General features: G+C 43.2%; 14 protein-coding genes. 9 read left to right on the top strand and 5 right to left on the bottom strand.

All coding sequences use genetic code 11. The features are described from left to right. The first annotated feature begins 1 nt into the window (after nucleotide 1). The 3 genes from JUB14_RS24910 (at nucleotide 2) to JUB14_RS24900 (ending at nucleotide 3,895) form a co-directional block, all read left to right on the top strand. On the top strand, nucleotides 2-460 hold the full coding sequence (locus JUB14_RS24910) for a DUF3237 domain-containing protein (protein WP_310586198.1): 459 nt from the start codon (nucleotides 2-4) through the stop codon (nucleotides 458-460). 106 nt (nucleotides 461-566) lie between these two features. Continuing rightward, on the top strand, nucleotides 567-1,505 hold the full coding sequence (locus JUB14_RS24905) for a ThuA domain-containing protein (protein ID WP_207509585.1): 939 nt from the start codon (nucleotides 567-569) through the stop codon (nucleotides 1,503-1,505). Nucleotides 1,506-1,756: 251 nt separating this feature from the next. Next, nucleotides 1,757-3,895: a polysaccharide lyase family 8 super-sandwich domain-containing protein gene (locus JUB14_RS24900; RefSeq protein ID WP_229368263.1), complete on the top strand. Its 2,139-nt coding sequence runs from the start codon at nucleotides 1,757-1,759 to the stop codon at nucleotides 3,893-3,895. A 116-nt stretch (nucleotides 3,896-4,011) separates the two neighbouring features. On the opposite strand, the gene JUB14_RS24895 is transcribed toward JUB14_RS24900, so the two are convergent. From JUB14_RS24895 to JUB14_RS24880, 4 genes are all read right to left on the bottom strand, one after another. Further along, nucleotides 4,012-4,908 carry a poly(ethylene terephthalate) hydrolase family protein gene (locus tag JUB14_RS24895; protein WP_207509583.1) on the bottom strand — a complete coding sequence of 299 codons (897 nt, stop codon included), beginning with the start codon at nucleotides 4,906-4,908 and terminating at the stop codon, nucleotides 4,012-4,014. Nucleotides 4,909-5,213: 305 nt separating this feature from the next. After that, entirely contained in the window at nucleotides 5,214-6,614 is a 1,401-nt protein-coding gene (locus JUB14_RS24890) for an SBBP repeat-containing protein (protein ID WP_207509582.1), read from the bottom strand. A 301-nt stretch (nucleotides 6,615-6,915) separates the two neighbouring features. Beyond that, a complete protein-coding gene (locus JUB14_RS24885) occupies nucleotides 6,916-9,750 on the bottom strand; it encodes a 3-keto-alpha-glucoside-1,2-lyase-like domain-containing protein (RefSeq protein ID WP_207509581.1) in 2,835 nt (944 codons plus the stop codon). A gap of 56 nt (nucleotides 9,751-9,806) precedes the next feature. Then, nucleotides 9,807-10,742 (bottom strand): DUF6807 family protein, encoded by a 936-nt coding sequence (locus JUB14_RS24880; protein ID WP_207509580.1) that lies wholly within the window; start codon nucleotides 10,740-10,742, stop codon nucleotides 9,807-9,809. A 405-nt stretch (nucleotides 10,743-11,147) separates the two neighbouring features. Here JUB14_RS24880 and JUB14_RS24875 point away from each other — a divergent pair, with 405 nt between their 5' ends. Both JUB14_RS24875 and avs2 read left to right on the top strand, forming a co-directional pair. Further along, nucleotides 11,148-11,717, top strand: a complete 570-nt coding sequence (locus JUB14_RS24875) for a cupin domain-containing protein (protein WP_207509579.1) — start codon at nucleotides 11,148-11,150, stop codon at nucleotides 11,715-11,717. A gap of 960 nt (nucleotides 11,718-12,677) precedes the next feature. Beyond that, nucleotides 12,678-17,183 carry an AVAST type 2 anti-phage system protein Avs2 gene (avs2, locus tag JUB14_RS24870; RefSeq protein WP_207509578.1) on the top strand — a complete coding sequence of 1,502 codons (4,506 nt, stop codon included), beginning with the start codon at nucleotides 12,678-12,680 and terminating at the stop codon, nucleotides 17,181-17,183. A gap of 323 nt (nucleotides 17,184-17,506) precedes the next feature. Here avs2 and JUB14_RS24865 read toward each other — a convergent pair whose 3' ends face one another. Next, nucleotides 17,507-18,028: a helix-turn-helix domain-containing protein gene (locus JUB14_RS24865; RefSeq protein ID WP_207509577.1), complete on the bottom strand. Its 522-nt coding sequence runs from the start codon at nucleotides 18,026-18,028 to the stop codon at nucleotides 17,507-17,509. A 117-nt stretch (nucleotides 18,029-18,145) separates the two neighbouring features. Here JUB14_RS24865 and JUB14_RS24860 point away from each other — a divergent pair, with 117 nt between their 5' ends. The 4 genes from JUB14_RS24860 (at nucleotide 18,146) to JUB14_RS24845 (ending at nucleotide 21,500) form a co-directional block, all read left to right on the top strand. Then, entirely contained in the window at nucleotides 18,146-18,358 is a 213-nt protein-coding gene (locus JUB14_RS24860; RefSeq protein ID WP_207509576.1) for a helix-turn-helix domain-containing protein, read from the top strand. Next, nucleotides 18,355-19,635, top strand: coding sequence for a site-specific integrase (locus JUB14_RS24855; RefSeq protein ID WP_207509575.1), 1,281 nt, complete (start codon nucleotides 18,355-18,357; stop codon nucleotides 19,633-19,635). The genes JUB14_RS24860 and JUB14_RS24855 overlap by 4 nt, the downstream gene beginning before the upstream one ends. A 74-nt stretch (nucleotides 19,636-19,709) precedes the next feature. After that, complete coding sequence (locus JUB14_RS24850; protein ID WP_207509574.1) at nucleotides 19,710-20,981, top strand: VapE domain-containing protein; 1,272 nt, start codon at nucleotides 19,710-19,712, stop codon at nucleotides 20,979-20,981. Nucleotides 20,982-21,230: 249 nt separating this feature from the next. Then, nucleotides 21,231-21,500 (top strand): CHC2 zinc finger domain-containing protein, encoded by a 270-nt coding sequence (locus JUB14_RS24845; protein WP_207509573.1) that lies wholly within the window; start codon nucleotides 21,231-21,233, stop codon nucleotides 21,498-21,500. The last annotated feature ends 84 nt before the right edge of the window (nucleotides 21,501-21,584 follow it).

Below are 21,584 nucleotides of genomic sequence, written 5' to 3'. Positions count from 1 at the left end.
TGTGGATACCATACAACTTGAGTTTGCTCTGGAACTACGCGTAACCGTAGCCGCTATCGAAGAACTGGGTCCTACGCCCAAAGGAGTACGCCGCGTGATCCTCATCACGGGGGGTACTTTTGAAGGCCCGGCTATCAGGGGTGAAGTAGTGCCCGGCGGCTTCGACTGGCAGATTGGCCGCGCCGATGGTGTTACCGAGTTGGAAGCCCGCTACCTGCTCCATACCGACGACGGCGTTACCATTACCATCGTCAACCAGGGCCTAAGGCACGGCCCCAAAGAGGTGATGCAGCGACTGGCTCAGGGGGCGGGGGTAGACCCATCCGAGTACTACTTCCGCTCCATCCCCGAATTTGAAACCGCCGATGAGCGCTACACCTGGCTCAACCAATCCATCTTTGTCGCGACGGGCAGCCGCCAACCCGACCACGTGCTTATCCGGGTCTATAAGGTTTTGTAGCGGTAAGAGTAGATGTAGTCTATATATAGATTTAACTTGTAGCAGTAATTGTACTCTCACCGGAGTACCATGTTACGGGTTATGAATCTGTTCATAAGCTACTACTATGCACACAAACCGAAGAAAATTTATTAAAAATGTTACCCTGGCTACGGCTGTCACCCTGGTACCTGATGGTATGCTCACGGCCTCTCCCACAAAGGGCATCCGGGTGGTAGTGTGGGATGAGCGCCAGCCCGATCAGAAAAAAGCCTACGACAACTACATAGGCAACCATCTGGCCGACCATTTCAAAACGCAGTCGGGCTTCTCGGTACGATCCGTTGCCCTGGATGATCCTGAGCAGGGACTATCTGCTGAGGTACTTGACAACTGCGATGTACTGATCTGGTGGGGGCACGTCAGACACGGCGAAATAAAACCCGAAACGGGACGCCGGATAGTAGAACAGGTACTGGCCGGTAAAACAGCCCTGATCGCTCTGCATGCTTCACACTGGTCTACTCCGTTTGTAGAGGCTATGTATGAGCGTACCATCCAGGATGCCCGGAAATCATATCAGGCTTCGAACGAGAGTCAGATAGAGTTTAAGATCATTGCTCCCGCGCAGAAGTACATCATGCCTAAATATGACACCCGCCTCACCCCCTATACCGCCTCCCGCAAATTTCCGGACAGAACTGTAAAGGTGGATGTACATCTGCCAAACTGCTGCTTTCCGGCCTACCGGGGTGATGGCAAGCCTAGTACCATTCAGATCCTCAAGCCACAGCATCCCATTGCCAAAGGGGTACCTCAGCAGTTTCAGGTGCCTCAGACCGAAATGTACAACGAACCTTTTCATGTACCCGAGCCGGATGAGATAGTGCTGGAAGAGCGCTGGGAGACCGGCGAATGGTTTCGCAGCGGTATGCTCTGGCGATTAGGCAAGGGACAAGTCTTTTACTTCCGCCCCGGCCATGAGCTCTACCCGGTATACAAAGAGAAGTGGCCCCTACAGATTATTACCAACGCTGCCCGCTGGATGGGCGGCTCGTTGCAGTGATTTAATAAAATATTGATTAGAAAAAGCCTCAGAATATTCATTCTGAGGCTTTTTCTATTTAGGGAACTGGAAGAGCAAAAGCAGGAACTTTTAAATAAAATACCTCTGGCACCTGTGCTTTCCGGTCGGCTCTACAAGCCTTTTTGCCCGCCCTGTCAATAGAAATTGGTGGACAGCTACTTTGTTAAGATAGCTAAACCCAAGGTACGTAAACTTACTTTCCTATGATGTCCCAACTGAGATGCCTCTTCATGGCACTGAGCCTTACCCTGCTGACTTCATTCTGTCTGGCACAGAATGATATAAAAACAATAAAGGAGCGGGTTGTAACTGACCTGATGTCAACAATACCCAGCGACAGTGCAGTGGAGGCTATATTAGCCAGAATGAACAAGGATGGTAGCTTCGTGGGTATCAACTATGAGGATCTAAGCCGAACAGCCGGATTTCCGCACAGAGCCCACACACGCGATCTTGTATACATGGCCAAGGCCTATAAAGCCAAAAAGTCCCGATACTACCGGAGCAAGCTACTGAAGACCCGTATTGAGCAGGGGCTGTCCTACTGGGTCCAGCACGATTTCTTTGGAGACAACTGGCATGATAATCAGATCACAACCCCCACCGATCTGGGGGACCTGATGCTGATCATGGGTGACGAACTACCTAAAGACCTTGTGGCTAAAGCCCAGCCCATCATTGGCCGGGCCAATATGAATGCCTCGGGGGCGCGGCCCAGTGGCGACCGGATTGTGATCGCGGGGATTCTGGCTAAAAACCTGCTTTTTCTGGGCGACAATCAGCAATTTGATGAGGTAATAAAAATCATTGAAGGAGAGCTAAAGTTTGCAACGGGACAGCGGGGTATGCAACACGATTATAGCTTTCACCACCGGGTGGACCGCGTGAACAATACCTCGTCATACGGCTATGGTAAGTATGCCAATGCCTTCGGGAACTGGTCCTACTATGTGGCAGATACCCGCTATGCTTTCTCCAAAGAGAAAATAAACCAACTGGTGGACTACTACCTCGACGGGATCTATAAGCAGATGGTGTACGGGGTGTACGAAGACATCAGTGTTAAAAACCGCAGTATCTCCAATCAGGCTACTTTTAAGCCGCATAGTACGCTGGAAATAGAGCGGTTGCTGGTGAGTACTGACTACCGTAAAAGTGAGCTGGAAGAGATCATCCGGTTGCGCAAAGGCGAAGTCCCCCCCTCGGCGTCCTTCGCAAAATTCTTCTGGCAAACCGAACATTTCGTTTTCCAGCGCCCCCGTTTCTACACCACCGTCCGTATGTTTTCGACCCGCAACCGGAACATGGAAGAGCCCTACAACGGGCCCGGAAAACTCACCCACCACCGGGCCGATGGTACCAACTACCTTATGCTGAAAGGCGATGAGTACCACAACATCTGGCCCGTGTACAACTGGCAGAAGATTTCAGGAACAACTATTGTGCAGAAGCCGGAGTTACCCGCCCCTGATGCCATTCAGAAAGAAGGGCTGACCGACTTTGTAGGTGCGGTAACCGATGGATTGTACGGAGCCGTTGTCTTTGATTTTAAGAGCCCGCACGACCCGCTCGAAGCTAAAAAGTCATGGTTCTTCTTTGACGAAGAGTACGTCTGTCTCGGTACTGATATCAAATCCATGTCTGCCCTGCCGGTAGCCACTACGCTCGACCAGGTACTGATACGGAGTGATGTACGCATGATGCAGGATGGTAACCGGCAAAGTGTTCAGAAAGGAAGCCGCCCGCTCCAGAAGGTGAAGTGGGTACACCACAATAACATCGGCTACCTCTTCCCCCAACCTACTACCATCAACCTCTCCAATCAGACGGAAACGGGCAGTTGGTCGGCCATTACAGACCAGAAAAATATAAGCTCTAAACCGGTAAGCGAAGAAGTATTTGCCCTGTGGTTTGACCACGGCAGCAAGCCGAACGGAGCGTCCTACCAGTACATCGTGGTACCTAACGTAACGGAGGAGCAGCTGAACCAAACCAGCCAGCACAATCGCTCCATTGAAATACTCTCCAATACCTCCGCCTTACAGGCTGTGAAACAGGGCCAGTTAGGGATCACCCAGTTGGCCTTCTACAAGGCCGGATCCGTAGAAATCGACAAAGACGTACAGATCAGGCTGGATAGCCCCGGGATGGCCATGCTGAAGATAGAGGGAGGACGGCTGAGCGAACTGACCCTGGCCGATCCATCCAGAAAATTGAGCCGCATGCTCTTGTCTGTAAGTGGTGTTTATAATGTTCAGGGAGAGCACTTCCGTACCCTTGTGGATGAGAAGCAGAACAGCACCTTATTCATCGTCGACCTGCCCCAGGGAGTGTACCTGGGTAAAAGCGTCCATCTGAGTGTAAAATAAACCAATGGCCTTATCTGGATAGAGCTTTTAGGGGGAAGGGGGCGCTACACGAATAAGGATCAGTAGCAAACGAGCGCCCCCCTTTTGAATTCCTAGATTGGATTAAAACTACCTCCTTAGGGCATATTTTTTTTCGCAACCGTCCATCCCTTAGATTGAGCAAGTCCTGGTGGATTACCAGTAAACATTTTACCTGCTTCACGGTCTCCTTTCAGCTGCCACTTGTACCAGGCAGTTGCTACTCGGGCGAATTCACCACCGTGAGGCTTACTGTATGTACCGCCATGCCCAACATCCATGTTCGCTACAAAAACGGGTACGTGGTTGATCTGCTTGTAATCATCCATTCCATTGTTATAAGCAATGTCCGACGGCCCACCTAGCAGATACAGCGTGGGCGTGTGAATTTTTTTCAGCTGATCCTTCGTGAGGGCAGGCATACCAGGCATTTTGCTGTTTGCCGGATTGATAAAGATCCCACTGTTGCAGACCACAGTCGTGGTGACTCTCGGATCGCCAGCGACCTCAAGGGTCTGCAGCCCCCCACACGACATACCACTCACTGCGATCTTGGATATATCTATTTTATTATAGTAAGGACTTTTCTTATCGTTATTCTGCGCAATGGCCCAGTCAATGGCATCCAGCAGCTTTTTCGAGGTGGAGCGCTCTTTTACCTGTTCCCCCGTTTCTTTGGGCATCACCCCAATGGCTATGACCAGAAATCCATGAGACGCTACCTCATTCAGGAAGTTGACATGCTCCCAAGGCGAGTCGTAGCATGCGCCGTTTCCCCAGGCAATAACCGGCAACTTATTCCTTTTGCCAAATTCACTTAATTCTTCTGGCCTAAAGATGGTGTGCGTCGGCAGGGAAGTCTCCGTCATCATGATGGCGGAGTACTTGCCTGTTCCCCCGTCTTCAACCACTCTTGAGCTTGCTTCCTGTGCCCTTGATGCATATACTGAACTAAAAAGAGCCCACACCAGTACTATAAACTTTAGTATTTTCATCTGTTTCAAAAGTATTTCTGATTGAAGCCTCAATGTAAATCTTGCATTCCTTAACTTCTAACAGTAAGCCTGAATTTTATTCTACGGGTTAGACAGAATAAGAGAAGCCCATGCTTTATCCAACGAACCGAAAAAGAACCCATAGGGCAGTAAACACATATACAAACAGAAGTCATCCAGCACAAAAGCCTCAGATCGCGCGATCTAAGGCTTTTGTGCTGGATGGAATATAATACTTAATGCTCTAAAACTTGACTGGACTATTCTTAGCAATCATTCATATTTCTTGCCACATGTAAACTATATCAGTTTTTAAACTTGGCTACAAACATATCCTTGTCACCACTGGAGGTAAGTGTAGTAGAGCCAAAAGTAGCAGTGTCAGAAAATAGTCCGGTAACATATGCTTTACTGCTTCCATCAACTACGATATCCTGACCTCGATCAGTTCCACTTCCTCCTGCTGATTTTACCCACTGAACGTCTCCAGCATTATTATATTTTGCTACATAAATGTCTAAATCACCATTCGACGTTAGTGTAGTTGTACCAAAAGTAAATGTACCACTGAAGTTTCCTGTCACATATAGGTTACCACTTTCATCAACTGCGATTCCCTGCCCTTGATCAGCACCTGTACCTCCTGCTATTTTAGCCCATTGCACTTCACCATTTGTGCTGTATTTAGCTATGAATGTATCATAATCACCAATAGGATTTAATGTTATGCTACCAAAAGTAGTTGCAAGACCAGTTGTATAGCCGGTAATATATGCGTTGCCGCTGCCATCTACAGCAATATCAAGTGTTGTTTCATTCCCTCTACTCCCGGCACTCTTAGCCCACTGCACTTCACCATTGTTGCTGAATTTTGTAACGTATATATCAACAACCACACCTATGGGATTAATGGGTGTTAGAGTAGTCGAACCAAAGGTAGTCGTGCCAATGTAGGTTCCTGTTGTATATATATTGCCACTATTATCTACAGCAACCCCTCTAACAGTTTCAGATCCAACTCCTCCTTCTCTTTTTGCCCATTGTAGATCTCCACTGCTGCTGTATTTTGCAACATAAATATCAGATTCCCCAGTACAGGTTAGTGTAGTCATACCAAAGGAAACACTGCCTGTAAAGGAGCCACCAACATACACATTCCCTCCCCCATCCACGGCGAGAGCACTTCCATTATCATATCCAGTACCACCGGCGCTCTTGGCCCACTGCACTTCTCCATTGCTTTTGAATTTAGCCACGTACATGTCAGAAAGACCGGCAGATGCTAAAGCAGTCGCACCAAAGTTTATTGAGTGATAGTAGAAGCCTGTTACGTATACATTGCTACTTCCATCAACAGCAATACTCAGCCCCGAATCTGACCCTGTACCACCTGCACTCTTAGCCCACTGCACTTCTCCATTGTTATTATACTTTACAACAAACACATCTCTATCACCATTTGAAGTAAGAGTAGTCGTGCCAAAGGTAACTGAATTAAAAAATTGGCCTAATACATATACATTGCCGCTCCCATCAACAGTAATATAGTTTCCCTCATCTTTTCCTGTGCCGCCAGCTCGCCATGCATTAACTTCGAACTGAGGATTGGTAACAGGCGGAATGGTAACAGGATCAGGATTATGATCCTTGCAGCCTATCAATAAGGCTCCTATCATTGACATTAAAACAACAGATATTTTTTTCATAAAAAATAGTAGAATACTTATATGCAGAGTAAGGTTTCAAAGGGTATAATTCAAATAGTAAATTAATACTGGATTGATTGATGCTGTAGGTACATAGCACATTTCGTAGTCAAAGACTTCAACCACTAATGGAGGCACATTAATAATGCCACATTTTGCAAAAGTAAGAATTAGGACCTCCTCACCTAATCATTTAAATACAGTAATACTGATAGTTTCAAGAAAGAAGAAGGAGATTCATGGTAAGTACACAAAAGCCTCAGATCTTACAGTTGGAGGCTTTCACTTTTCAGTAAGACCACTACTTTAACTCCCGAATCCTGATATTCTTCCACTTCATCAAGTAGGGGCCTTTGCCATCTATACCGTGCATCTGCAGGCCGATAAAGCCTTCGGGATTGGTTTTATAAACGGCCTCATTGGTTAGGTCTTCTGTGGGTTGGCCATTCAGCCAGGTTTGTATACGCGGGCCTTTGGCCACGATGCGTAACCTGTTCCAGCCTTCATTATTCAGGTAGTGGTGGCCGTTCTGTATCTTTTCCGGCGAAGAGAGCCAGCCCGTTCCTAACGCTTCTCCGTATATGAGTCCCGTAGTGGGGGTACCGGGACGATGGTTTCGCTGCATTTCTACCTGTGGACCGTATACTCTTCCAGCCCGCTGATCATGCCCTTTTCCTGCCGTTACGGGTTTGACTCTAGTCCTGATCTGGATACCTGAGTTGGTCACGCTATCGACCATAACGTCCAGCTCTAGCTCAAAATCACTGAATTTTTGCCGGGTACCTAGAAACGAATTGGGGCTACCCTCCTTCGTTCGCCCTACGATGGCTCCGTCTTCCACAGCAAAGGTATGGGTACCGTTGAGCTGAACCCATCCGTTTAGGGTAGAGCCATCGAAGAGATCAATCCAGCCTGTTTCCGCCTTTTTGGGTTTCGGCTGCTGCTTGCCATCCGACTCTGGCAGAGCGAAGGCTATAATAGAATCGCCGTACTTGGTGCCATTCTTACCTCCACCACCGGCGGCTATCACTACATACTGTTTGCCGTCGATCATGTACACGCTTGGGGTAGCGTAGCCACCCGCGGGCAACTGGTACTCCCAAAGTACTTCGCCCGTATGCGAACTAAATGCCCGGATCTTCTCATCAGGAGTACCGGCTATGAATACGACGTCTCCGGCCGTGGCCACGGGTCCGCCAAAGTTTTTTGATCCGGTATTGCGAATGCCTTTGGCTACCAGCTCCGGATATTCGCCCAGAGGTACCTTCCACAGAATATCACCCGTAGCGAGGTCAATGGCATTGAGCGTACCCCAGGGCGGCGCAATGGCCGGAACTCCGTAAGGGTCCACAAAGAAGGGAGCCTCATTGGCATAGCGTGTCCGCCCGCCGACCACTTCTTTCAGCTTTATTTCGCCAGGTCGGGTCTTCAGAAAAGCCACCAGATCATTTACCTGCGCATCGCTAAACTGAGGGAATGCCGGCATCATACCACGCCCTGCGTGGAGCACAGTACGAATCTGCTCGTTGTTGAGCTTGATTTGGGTGAGCGGAGGAAAAGCCGGCAGATTTCCCTGACGATTAGCTCCGTGACAGGACGTGCAGTTCTTATTATAGATCACAGCACCACGCTCCCCCGGCGTAGCCTTAGCCATATTCTCACTTTCCTGATAAGGTACCAGTTGATTGATAGTAGGCGCTTCATTGACATTAATGTACAACCGGTTGGTGTACGGGTCATAGGAGCCTCCCCCCCACTCCATGCCACCCTGATGTCCAGGGAGGGTGATAGTACCCTGCTGAGAAGCGGGTGTATACAGAAATCCGGTTTTATACTTTCTGAACTGCTTGAGGGCCGAGGCGCGGGATTCAGGAGTGATATTAGTCAGGTCAGCCTCCGTTAGTATCAATCGGTTGAGGGGTGCTGGCTTCAGGGGGAATGGCTGGGTAGGCCAGGCTTCCTCGCCCGGTACATCCGAGGGTGGTACGGGCATCTCTACCACCGGAAAAATGGGTTCTCCCGTGTCGCGATCCAAGACGAACGTGAGGCCCATCTTGGTAAACTGAACCACTGCGTCCCGGGTCTTGCCTTTGGAGCTGATGGTCGTCAGCATGGGAGCCGGAGGATTGTCGTAGTCAAAAATATCGTGGTGGATGGTTTGGTAGTGCCACTTGCGCTCGCCGGTAGTCGCATCCAGGGCCAGTACACAGTTACTAAACAAGTTGGCTCCTTTGCGGTCTCCCCCGTAGATAAAGTCGGCGGCCGCTGATCCGGTAGCACAAAAAACCCATCCTCTTTCTTCATCCAGCGAAAAGCCGCCCCAGGGGTTAGCCCCGCCGTAGGTCACGCCCTCCACCCGCTTCCAGGTGTCATAGCCAAACTCACCCTTCTGTGGTATGGTATGGAAGATCCATTTAAATTCTCCGGTTTCGGTATCGTAGGCCCGAATGTCCCCCGGGGTTGAATCTTCTCCTTCGGGTACCCGCGAGCCAACGATCAGAAAATTCTTGTACACGATGCCGGGCGTAGTGACCTCGATAGCGGCCGTGGCCGGATCAACAGGCAGGTTCTTACGCAGATCAATATAGCCCTTCTCCCCAAATGATTCGATCAGAGCCCCCGTTTTGGCGTCCAGCGCATACACCCGGTCCTTCACAAAGTTGAATATTCGCTGCTTTCCACCTGTAGCATCTTCCCAGTAGGTAACGCCGCGGCTACGCCCACGGAAGTCTTTTTTGTCCTCACTGTATCGGGCTGGATCGAATACCCACACCTGCTTCCCCGTCACCGCGTTTAGGGCTACAGCATGTAGCTTAGGAGTGGTGAAGTACATAAGACCATTGACAATAATGGGGTTGCTGTACATAGAGGGTCCCTTCGGATCGCCGGTATGGTACTCCCAGGCCTTCTCCAGCTGGTGCACATTCGTAGCATTAATCTGCGCCAGCTCGGCATACTGATTGGCTTTTTTATCCCCGCGGTAGATGGCCCAGTCCATAAAGTTGTCGTACTTGTCCTTCTGACCGCTTTTAGGAATACTATCTAATCTTATAGCACCGGATGTACGCTCAGGAGCCTTAGGGGTATACAGGTACAGAAAAGGAAGGAGCAGGAAGAGGTACGAAACTGGTTTCATGTACTACTAAGTCAGTAATTAATCAAAGAAAAGGTATACTACACGGAAAGGCGGCCTTAATACGCCCGGACAAACTCTTTCCATTGTTGGGTCAGTCCGGCATCCTTCAGGTCTCCGGTGTAGACAACCAGTCGGTAGCGGATTGTCTCGGTTTGTTCTTTTGGTATCTTCCAGTCGCCCAGGATTTGTACAGATGGACCTACACCCAATTCATTATCTACACGCCAGGGAGTAGGGAAAGCGCGGTTATCGGGGTGATCGAAGATAGCGATGTGGGCCAGATCATTACGTCCCTCCACCTGAATGCCTACATCCGTCCAGATAGCGCGTTGCCCCTCCGCCTCCTTATCTTTTTGTCCCACCGCATTGACTACCTCGCCCTTGTCCCCCGGTTTCCAAGGCATCCGGATAAACAAGCCCCCGACGTAGAACTTGCCCAGATTGATATCTACGTGGGCATTCCCCTTCCATTCCAGGTCCAGCAGGTACTTCCCGTCCTGCTCCTGCATGGTCCAGTTCTGGGTTTCGGTCAGGATAATGGCTCCCTTTTCATCAATCAGGTCATACACGGTTTGCCATTTCACCTCCTGCCCCTTTTTATTGAGTACCGTAGCCGACACGCGGCGCCAGTAGTTGCCCTGCCAGTTCATAAAATAGTCGCGGCCATTGACCAGTTTAAGGCCCCAGTATAGCCCAGTCTGGTGCAGGTGATGTTTGGGTCGGTATTCTGTCAGCAGGCCTTTTTCATCAGGAGCCACAATCGGGTGAATATACGGTCGCGTATCCTCCCTGGCATTCTGCGTCAGGATCGGCACTTTATCCCCGGCCCGAAAAACAGATATGGTACCCGCCTGCTCATCGTGCTCTACCCGGAGGGTCTTGTTGTCAATAGTGGAGCCTTCTGCCGCATAGGCCGTTATAGGTACTACACCGCCTGCCAGGCCAGTGAAAATGGTAACGAATAAGGCGAAAACTGATATCTTCTTTATCATAGTGTATACGTACAGGCAAAACATTAATATGCCTCAGGAACAGAAAGTGACTAGGTACTGCATTGCAAGCCAACGGATACCTATTCCAGCCCAAGGCTGCTCACCTGGAAAAGTGTTAATCTTAAATCAAAAATTTTAAGGTCGTATGTCTCAAAATCTACTTGCAGAGAGTGGCTCTTAGTAAGGGGGATTGATTGCTTATTTATGGTTGAAGTTAATCATGACTTCAGCTAATAGTAGCAAAAGTAAGGTCGTTTTATTTTAGGACAACTTAAGGCTCCATGTCCCTCAAGTGCCGCCTTATACAGCGCTTCTTCCGCTTCACCAGGCTCACTCTTGAGACTTGTTGGCTTCTCTCATAGCTTTGACCTAATTAAAAATATAAAACACTAATACACAGAGGTTATGAACATCTCCTACCCTTACACAATTAGTAACACTCACGGTGAAAAGCTCATCTTTCTTGGAACTGAAAGCAGTCCAGAGGGAGAAAGGGTTCTGGTTGAAAATTTTGTGGCGCCCGGTAGTGGGCCACCTATGCACGTGCACTGGCAACAGGATGAAAGTCTGACGATCGTCAAAGGCAAAATGGGATATCAGGTGGCAGGACAACCGGCTCAATATGCCGGTGAGGGGGAAACCCTTTTGTTTAAGCGGGGTATTGCCCACCGCTTCTGGAACGCTGGTGAGGAAGTACTCAATTGTAAAGGCTGGGTTAATCCCGCCAATAGCATAGTATTTTTTCTTTCGGCAGTCTATGCGGCCCAAAATAAATCGGGCAAGGCCCAGCCGGAAGCCTTTGATGCGGCCTACCTCCTGACGCAGTATGCCAGCGAATACACCATGGTAGAGATTCCGTATTTAGTTCGGAAAGTGATCATGCCTTTTACGTACCAGGTAGGTAGCTTATTGGGAAAATACGAGCATTTTCAGGGAGCTCCAGCACCGCTGAAAACGCTCCGGTCTCGCTCGTGAACAAACTCCTGATACTAGTGTATAGTTGCTCAGGACTCTTATTGGTTTTACTTCCAATAATTAGCTCCTATGTCAGGTAAAGTCTCTATTCAGTAGAAGGCAAAATTAAGGACTGACCATGCTCAACAATTGACCAATATTTAGCGGCCGCTAGTAGCTAAGAGAAAGGAATACAAAGCTTGAACTATCGGGTAGGCGTGCAAATTTGCGTGCAAACAATAAAGCGCTTAGTCGTAGTGACTAAGCGCTTGACAACCAAGGCTCCCGAAGCTGGGAAGAGGCATGAATATATAAATGGCTGTGTATCAATACATTAGGTGGTAGGCGCAATGAACTTTTCATTTGTGATCATAAATTGTCACAATTTATTACATCTTTTTGTAGCTTTACACAGCCCCCATATATATTAACTACTTAATATTAAGACACTTATAAGTGTGGTAGTATACTTAGCATGTATATAAAATTGATAGTATTAAGACCTATCTGTCTAGTTTCTTTAATGCTTGTTTCAAAATTTATTTTTGAACTTAATACCATACAATAGTAGCACGGCAGCCAAGGTGGTAAGTCACCAGGCATTTAAAACTACAGAACATACATTTTGCAGATAGTAGAAAGGATATTTAAAATTGAAGTAACTATATGCCTTTCGATTTCCAGCCAATAGACCCAGAATAAACTGCAAAGTAAAATAAAGATGCCTACCAAACGGTAAGGTCTGTTGGATTCACCATTAGCCGAATTAAACAAGAAGATAGACTGATACAGCATTGTCAACCCACCAACTATTCTTTACAATTTCTCATTCTAATAAATATCAGAACAAAAATTCTATATAAAGCACCCTATATAACAATGAAAGTATGATTTAGTCTATACTACTACAAATTTTTGGCATTTTCACTAGTTATACACCATAGTATATATATCTAAACTTACGCATTACAAGAATATTAGATGGATCCAGTATTAATTACTATAATAACATACGTTTCTCTCAAATTCGTTGATCAGTTCATCAAAGACGAAGGGTACGGTAGAATCAAAAAGTTTTTATTTCCATCAGAGAAATATGCAAACAGACTTACTGATATTATTTATGAAACAATTAAGGAATATCAAAATATTAGACCAATTGCAAGCTACAACAACAAGTTCCCCTTCTATTACTCACAATCACTATTTGATGAGCTAAATAAATTCATCATTTTCAAAAACTCAGATGTTGACTATAATGCTATTGCTAGCATTATAGATAAAAACCCTAATATCATTGTTCCAAATACAAAAGATTTAGAAACGTTTTATCATATTTTTACCTCAAAAGTTAATAAAGATAAGACCCTAAGGTTATTGTATATAGACGAAAACTTTAAATCTAAAATTTTTACACTTGGCAAAGACCTAGAAAGAATTGAGGGTAAAGTTGATTTGATCAACTCAAATGTTCAAGATCTTAACTCTGAAATATTATTTCATCCACATACAAATTGGCTTTTAGAACAATGTAGACTATCTATATTTGACTTAGGCAAACGTTATACACTAGAAATAAATGTACATCTGGAGGTATCAGAAATCTTCGAAGGACTTGGAAGAACTGAAGAATTTAAAATAAAAGTAGAAAACCTTTTTGATATGCTTCTAATAAAGGGAAAAAAAGTATTAGAGAAAGAATCTAGCATAAAAGAGTGGGTTGAGAGCTTGGAGAACTACTTTGATGAACTATACAACTTATTCAATAATACAGACTTTTTAGGCACCAGCACACTTCCTGTAGATAAAATTAGATATTTAATTAATAATATTGAAAGTTCAGTTCAACATATTCGTAATTATTACATAGAAGAAGAAATAAAACTACATAAAGAAAAGGATGATCATAGATATTATCACAAATACGGCCTTGAGCTAAGAAATATTCAAGAGTTTAAATATGAGCTTTCAAATTTCAACACTTTTATACGTGGCTCTACATTTAATCTAGCTAATAATCCTTTCTTACTATTAGACGGTGAAGCCGGCATTGGAAAATCCCATTTAATTGGGGATATAGTTTCAAGTAGAAATAATAGGGGATATGAAAGTATTTTCCTACTTGGGCAACATTTTGTCACAGATGAAGACCCGTGGACACAAATATTTAAAAGACTTCAAATTAATTCAAAGTCTGAAGATTTCCTAAGAAAATTAAATCAACATGCCGATAAATCAAGAAAGAGAATTATCCTTTTTATTGATGCTATTAACGAGGGAAGAGGGAACTACTTCTGGAGTAGCTTTATAAGGAGCTTTATTAATGAGATAAGACGATATGAATGGTTAGGACTTGTTATAACTGTTAGAAGCTCATACAAGAATTATATTTTCCCAGAAGACGAATTATTGGAATTGCGTATGGTGGAGCATCACCATTACGGATTCAAAAATATTGAATATGAAGCAAGCAAACTATTCTTCGATAATTATAAAATAGAATTACCCAATGTCCCCTTGTTAAATCCAGAGTTTCAAAACCCACTTTTCTTAAAGTTATTTTGCGAAGGGATCAATAAAGCAGGTTTAACACGTATTCCTGATGGACTTCAAGGAATCACTTCTATTAACAACTTTTTCATCAAGAATGTAAATAACGTTTTATCTAAACCTAATAGGCTTGGATACTCCACTAGCTTGAACTTAGTAGAAAAGTCTATTTACGTTTTGATTGAATATAAAATTAAGAACAACCTTGAATATATTCCTTATGAAAAAGCTTACGAAGTTATTGATAACAATATCTCAAAGTTTATAACAAGAAAGGGCTTTATTGATGAACTAATTACAGAAGGAGTTTTATCTAAAAACCTTTTCTGGAGAAATGATAATGATTATGAAGAAGGAGTTTATTTGGCTTATCAGCGATTTGAAGATCACTTAACTGTTCAGTATTTACTTGATCAATGCCCTAAATTAGACTCAGCTTTTAAAAAAGGGGGTAAACTATACAAGTATGTGAAAGATCAACATGCTTTGTACATACATAAAGGGCTAGTAGAAGCTTTTTCAATCCAAGTTCCTGAGAAAACAGGTCAAGAATTCTTTGCTCACATTCCCGAACTTAAAGATGAGTACCCGATTATAGAATCATTTGTTGAGAGCTTACTTTGGCGTAAAATAGAGACTATCAATGAAATATCACAAAATTATGTAAATGAATATGTAATCTCATATAATGGCACGTATGAGCTCTTTTTGGAAACGATACTTGCTATTACGGGAGTTCCAGGACACTTTTTTAATGCGAATTCGCTTCATGCTTATTTATTGAAGTTCTCTTTGGCAGAAAGAGATGCGAATTGGACTCAATTTCTTAAATATAGATATAGTGATGATTCATCAGTAAAGAGGCTTATTGATTGGGCCTGGAATGATACAGACAAATCACATATATCTGACCAATCCATACTGCTTTCTGGGATTACCCTAGCATGGTTTCATACTTCCACTAACAGAAAGCTCAGGGACTGTTCTACAAAGGCACTTGTTAGTTTACTACAATATCGATTGAATATATTGATTGATATTCTAAAAATGTTTGAAAATGTCAATGATCCTTATATAAGTGAACGTCTTTATGCTGTAGCCTATGGGTGTGCATTAAGAACACAGCAAAAAGAAAGCTTAGCTGATTTAAGCGAATATATTTTCAGCAGCATTTTCAATAATCCACAAGGAGTAGTTCCACATATATTAATGAGGGACTATGCAAGAGGTGTTATTGAATATACTCATCATCTTGGCATCAACCTTAGTTTTGAAATATCAAAGATTCGTCCCCCATACAAAAGCGCTTGGCCAGAAGAAATTCCTTCTTATGATGAATTGGAAGAAAATTACAATAATGATAAATACTGGCATTTATGGGAATCGATTATGGGGCTTGGCGATTTTTCCAGATATATCATTGGAACAAATAATAGCATTTCAGATTGGTCTGGCTGCAAAAAAGGCGAGACCCCTATTAACAGGGAACAACTTTATTATAAGTTTAAAAACAAGTTAAACAACGACCAATTACAGTTCCTGAACGCCTTAGATCCTATAATTACATCTGACGAACCAAGTAGAACATTAAAGCTTGTAGATAGAAAAATCGATTTTAAAATTGCTATTGGCCGGAAGAGTGAAGAACAATTAACTCAAATCAGAACTGATTTTAAACAATCCTTGTCAAAAGAGTTATTATCGGAATACGAAAACGAAATAGAACCTTTTTTGAATCACAATCATAAAATTATAAATACAGGAGAGTATTTCGATTTAAGGGTTGCCCAGCGGCTTATTTTCTCTAAAGTTATAAATCTTGGGTGGAATCCAGAATTGCATCTTGCTTTTGATAAAGAAATTGGCACAGGCAGAAATAGGGACACCAACCCTCATGAAAGAATTGGAAAAAAATATCAATGGATAGCCTATCATCAATACATGTCACTTTTATCTGACAACTTTATTAAAAAAGACAGATGGGGCGATAGAGAAGAAAACCCATACCAAGGTCCCTGGGACCCATATGTTAGAGACATAGACCCATCAATACTAATTAATAAAACAGGTAGGCTTGATGAAGAACAGTCTAAGAGTTTCTGGTGGGATAACAACGAAGTATTCAATTGGAATAGCTCAAACGATGATTGGGTTCAAGATTCTACTATTTTACCACGTTATGAAGAATTGATTCAAGTAAAGGATAATAACGACGAAGAATGGTTGATACTGGAAGCTTATCCATCGTGGTCGGAGCCCAAAAAAATTGGTGAAGAAAAATGGAATCAGCCGCGCAAAGAACTATGGAGCCAGATAAGGAGTTATATTGTTAATGATAGTGAGTTCATCGCATTTAAAGATTGGGCTAGTAAACAAGACTTTATGGGCCGTTGGATGCCTGAAAGTCATGAACAACACGAGATGTTCAGTAGGGAGTACTATTGGTCACCTGCGCAGGAATATTTTATGAATGAACGCAATATGGGGACAGAATGGATAGAGCTTCATGATAAAAAGTCTGGAAAGTTCGTTACAAAAGTTAATATAACCTCTCAAGCTTACTCGTGGGGAGAAGAATATGATATGTCTAAAGAAGAGTCAATATACTTTTTGAAGCCCAGTAAACTAATATATGAAGGGATGCGATTAAAGTACAGCCAAAATGAAGGAGAATTCCTCAATACAGCTAATGAAGTCCAATGTTTTGCTCCCAACGTATATAACAGTTCCAAGCCCTCTTTACTTATCAAAAAGAAGCCCTTCCTAAATTGGCTACAAGAACACAATCTAAAAATAGCTTGGACATGTTTAGGAGAGAAACTTATAATTGGCGGCAGCACTTTTGGTAAGGATTATTCTGGAAGACTTGAAATTAGTGGGGTATACTATCTTGATAACTGTGCTATCGTTGGTAGGTTGAATTTAAAGCAAAAATAAAAAATGGCTGCATAACATTGCATTTGCGAAAGCAAGGCTGGTGGACAATCAACTAATACTTGCTATAAATCCAACTGCAGTAAGTATCCGACTTTTTGCTGATCAATCTAGAATTATTAAAGATCATTTTACTTTTAATCCTTAATCGTATCGGCAAAAAAAATTAAAGCGTCTTGCTTTCGCCAATGCCTCCCACTATGTGCAACCAAAATACTTTCCTTCTTTTATAATAATTATTAGAATACTGTAATAGCTTAAGTTTAAAATCTAACTTTGAGAATTTAAGTCCAGCCTTTATATTAGAGATAAAGGAGATGGTTAAGTTACCTTGTCAGCAGCTCCAACAGCTTTGTATTAGCAGCCTGTAGATGCTCTATTGTCCTACCTCTTTCCTCCTTTTCCCTCTCTAGCCTTTCTATAGCTTGCTGTTTCTCTTGTAATAAAGCTTCCTTTGCTGCAAGCTCTTTCCTAAGCTCTCCTACTTTTTCCGACAGCTTTTTCTTCTCTGCTTCTCTACGACTAAATGAATCTAGATCATCGGTATCTCTTTCTTCTAGCTCCTTTTGAAGCTTCTTGACCTTCTCTTCTAGCTTCTTAACCTGATTGTAGTAGTATTGTGCATCTTCTTTGAAATCTCCTCCTTCCTCTGAGTAGCCCATAATAGCTTCCGGAGACATCTCAAATATCTCTGCCAGTTCTGCCAGTCGCTCTACTGTTATCTGAGACAAGCCTCTTTCCATCCTGGCATAGTTGCTCTGCGCCATACCTAGATGCTTAGCAACATCATCCTGAGTCAAATTTTTTTTGACTCTTATGCTCTTGATTTTCAAATATATATCATTCATATAACTATATCATATAAGCATAAATGCGTTTTACGTATTGCATATACAGAATAAGTATTTATATATTTGCGATATATATCAATAACGCATATAAATAACCTTATCTAATTCTTAATTATGCAAAATACGCCACTTCTGCCAATCTCACAAATCATTGGCTCTGCGTTGCCTCCCAACGTTGAATTCAAGCCAAGGAAGAACTTCTATCAGCAGATAGGAATCAACAAGCACCGATTCGCTAAGATCATGCGGGATGAAATAGACCCTACTCGCTCAGAGCTGCATTCCATTGCCACCTACTTCAAAATTTCAGCCGATCAACTGCTATGAGAAAAGGGAGAAAACTTTCAAAGCTCATTCAGGAAGTCCTATCTACGGAAAGCCAGTCCAGGCTTTCCAAGTTTGGAATCTCTGTAATGGAAAGAACGGATAAAGTATCCGGCAACGATAAGGCTGTAATATACCTTACCCTCAAACACGGCAGTAAGATAGCCCGTAGAAGTCTCCAGATTTACTGTAAAAAGGGAGCCTTAGACGCAAAGACTCGAACAGTCAAGGGTGATTCAAAAGCAACTTCTATTATCCAGCTAGCCTGTATCAAGGCAGAAAGCTTTGTTGCAGATTTCAGACTTACTGAAAGAGAGCTTGACCCATTCCTAATTATGAGTCTGATCTTGAAGGAATGTGATCTAAAGGATGATACCCCTACATTCTATGAAGTCTTAGAGAAAGAGCTTGAAAGGTATCAGGATCTTGAAGACGTGGAATACACCCGAAAGACGGTGAATAAAATGGAAAACTCCGTCAAACACATTGGGACTTTCCTACAGCATCGATTCGGTACCAAACAGGTAGCATTCTCAAAGATCAATCATGCCACAGCCAAGGATTTTATTCATTACATGAGGACTCAAATGGGGTTTTGCTCTGATACTGTGCGCAAGCTTCATGGACTCTGTAAACGCACCTATGCTTTTGCCATCGCTAACAATTGGTGCGAGTACAACCCGTTTCTGTCAATCAGTATTAAGCACACCCGAAAGGAAGTTCTATTCTTAAATGATGCTGAAATCAAACGACTGCAGCAAGCTCAATTCCTGAATGACACCTACCGAGAGACAAGGGACTTGGTGTTATTCCAGTGCCTTACGGGGCTTTCCTATGCAGATTTATACATTCTTTCCCCTACTCAGATTATCACAAATGAGAATGGCTTGAAATACATCTTCGCCCGTAGGTACAAGACGCATAACGATTTTGCAACTCTGCTCATTGATACTACTCTGCAGATCTTAGAACGGTACAAGAATCACCCAGTCTGTATAGCTCGTGGCACTTGCCTACCCGTTCCTACCAATCAGCAATACAATAGAGTAATTAAGGAGATAGCCAAAATTATAGGAATCAATAAGAGGCTGACTTCTCATGTCTTCCGTAAAACGTTTGCTACCCTCATGGTCAACAAAGGGCTATCCAAAGAGAGCCTCCAGTACGCAATGGCTCATAGCAGCATAGGAATCACTGAAAAGCACTACCTAAATCAGCAAGCCGAAAGAACCATTCGGGAGCAAGCAAAAATTTTTCAACTTATTACTACCACCTCCTAAAAAAAGGCTCCCCTCTCCTGCCAGAGAATGGAGCCCAATAATCTTAGTATCAATTTTTTAAAACCACTGTAAAGATGAAAAAAAACAACCAAAACAACTCAAATCAGGACGAAAATTCTTCCAACGAAAACAAGCTAACTCGTATAGAGAAATATCTTAAGTCAAAGTATGACTTCCAATACAACATTGTATATGAAGATACAGAATTCAGACAAAGAGGGACTGAAAAGTTCAGCTCTATAAGTGAAAGAAGCATAGCTAAACTACGAATAGAGCTTACAAAGCAGGGCTTCACAGGCTTCAAAGGGCTTTTAGATGATCTTTTGAAATCAGACCATTTCTGTCCAGACTTTAACCCATTCAAGAATTATTTTCAATCACTACCTCCATGGGATGGAAACGACTATATCAGCGAACTTCTTGACCATGTAAGACTAGAAGATGAGACACAGCGGCCATGGTATAGCCTGATGTTCCGAAAGCATCTGATGAGAACCGTAGCTTGCTCTCTTCGTATCCTACCTTTCAACAAACAATGTCTAGTCCTACTTGGAAAACAGAATGATGGAAAGACTTCTTTCTTGCGTTTTCTTACTCCTAAACAGCTTAAAGACTACTACAAAGAAAACCCTCCATTAGACCATAAGGATAGCATTCTTGCCTTGGGTAAGTATTTCATCATCAACATTGACGAATTACATGATCTAGGTAAAGCTGATGCCAACAAGGTTAAATCCTTATTCTCACAAGCGGAGATAAAAGTAAGAGCGCACTATGCTTCTAAAGATAGCTCCCAGGCTCGCTATGCAAGTTTCTTCGGCACCACCAATGAAAGGGAATTTCTGAATGACCCAACAGGTAATGTCAGATGGTTAGTGTTTGAAGTTGATGGTTTTCAGCATGACCAAGGGGGCAAGAACGGCTATTCACAGCGAGTAAATATTGATAATGTTTGGGCACAAGCTTATGCTCTGGTGCTAAAAGGAGAAGCTTGTGAATTATCATCAGAAGAAATCAAGAAAGTAGAAGAAGCTAATAGGAGCTATCAACGTACCACTTCTGAGTTAGATTATGTATCCAAATATATCATTGGCTCTGAAAGAGGAATGCCTAATACGTATGCTGTAACTTCCACTGATATACTGGATGCTATTCAGGCTGTTACCAAAACCAGCAACAAACTAAGTAGTGTACAAATTGGTAGAGCTCTTACTCACCTTAAAATAAAAAAGCATCCTATTCGCTTACCGTATCAAGCAAATCCTACAAGCAGATACTTCGTTACCAGCAACAACCCAGATATTTTAAATTATTTGGCTGCTCATGTTGACTACATAGCTACATAGCAATCTTATACTCTATCTATCAGTCAGATAGCTGTATACACCTCTTGATATTTCACTTAGCTACAAAGATGAATACAACTTAACACAAATTACCTCCTTTTAGTCCTGTATTCTACTTTGTAGTTAAGTTTTACCGCTAAAAGAAAAAGAATAAATCATTTAATATCTATCACTTACGGCCAATTGTAGCCAGGTATCAAGGTGTAGTCACACAGTTTTAAAAGTCAAAAAATTTTAAAGCACAACCCAATGGAAAATATAAGATTCTACGAAAGGGAAATAATAGAAAAGGTTAAAGAAGTACCCATTACTAGCTTCCTTCAATCGGTAGGGCTCCACCCTATTAAGGAATATGGGCGAGAGTTAATTTATCTATCACCACTAAGAGAAGAAAAGACTCCTTCTTTCTCGGTGAACATCATCAAAAACAGCTTTAATGACTTTGGAGGCTCAGAAGAAATGAAAGGGGACATTATCCGATTAGTTAGACTCTTTTACAACTGCGGCTTTTTAGTGTAAATTCCGGTGAAATTGAGCCACCCATTTCGGAGTAAACTGAGCCACCCTGTGGTTGTAGTAGAAACACTGTAAATATCACTGTAT

The organism is Telluribacter humicola, assembly GCF_017355935.1.
Classification (GTDB): domain Bacteria; phylum Bacteroidota; class Bacteroidia; order Cytophagales; family Spirosomataceae; genus Telluribacter; species Telluribacter humicola.
The sequence above is the reverse complement of the archived record's forward strand: the minus strand, read 5'-3'. Positions and strand labels throughout refer to the sequence as shown.